General features: G+C 53.5%; 2 protein-coding genes. Both read left to right on the top strand.

All coding sequences use genetic code 11. From position 1 onward, the window contains the following. Positions 1-307, top strand: a 307-nt coding sequence (locus tag ACWPWQ_RS21280; RefSeq protein ID WP_454010708.1) for a sugar nucleotide-binding protein, incomplete at its 5' end; no start/stop codon positions are given. Positions 308-430: 123 nt separating this feature from the next. Further along, positions 431-1,089, top strand: a 659-nt coding sequence (gene rfbA / locus ACWPWQ_RS21275) for a glucose-1-phosphate thymidylyltransferase RfbA (protein WP_454010707.1), incomplete at its 3' end; no start/stop codon positions are given.

Raw genomic sequence — 1,089 nt, 5'->3', positions numbered from 1 at the left:
CACCGCTCATGCGATCCGGACCGCGCAATACAAACCCGAAGTGGCGGGGCTCTACCATCTTATCGCTTCCGGCACCACCACCTGGTATGACTATGCTCAGCTGGTGTTTGCCAAAGCCAGAGAAGCCGGGGTTGAGCTGGCGGTCACGCAGCTCAATGCGGTGCCGACTAGCGCTTTCCCGACCCCGGCCAAACGCCCCCATAACTCCCGCCTTGATACCAGTAAATTCCAACGAACCTTCGATCTGGTACTGCCGGACTGGACTGTCGGTGTCGAGCGGATGCTGACCGAGATCCTCGGAAAATAAGAAAATAAAGATAGCGTGGGTATACTGTCCCACGCTCCAGTAGGGATAAAACGCAAAATGAGTGTTATTTAAACGCACTCACTTTGATGGGTTACATAATTCAAAGATAAGAAATCAAGCACTATGAACAAACGTAAAGGTATTATTCTGGCCGGGGGCTCTGGCACTCGTCTCTATCCCGTCACCATGGCCGTCAGCAAACAACTGCTGCCCATCTATGACAAGCCGATGATCTATTACCCGTTGAGTACCCTGATGCTGGCGGGTATTCGCGATATTTTGATCATCAGCACGCCACAAGATACCCCTCGCTTCGAGCAGTTGCTGGGCGATGGCAGCCAATGGGGCCTGAATCTGCAATACAAGGTGCAGCCAAGCCCAGATGGCCTGGCGCAGGCCTTTATTCTGGGGGAAGAGTTTATTGGCTCTGACCCCTGTGCACTGGTGCTGGGTGATAATATCTTCTATGGCCACGACCTGCAGAAACAGTTGGAGGCAGCCGCCGCCAAGCCTTATGGCGCCACCGTGTTTGCCTATCATGTACACGATCCAGAACGCTATGGCGTGGTGGAGTTTGATAAGCAGGGAACGGCGATTTCTCTGGAAGAGAAGCCGCTGGAGCCCAAGAGCAACTATGCGGTGACTGGCCTCTATTTCTACGATAACAGCGTGGTGGAGATTGCGAAAAGCCTGAAGCCTTCTCCTCGTGGTGAACTGGAAATTACCGACGTGAACCGTATCTACCTCGAGCAGGGGAATTTGTCGGTGGCCATGATGGGCCG

This window comes from Aeromonas sp. Marseille-Q7275 (genome assembly GCF_965119515.1).
This window is presented reverse-complemented; position numbering and strand designations above follow the sequence as displayed.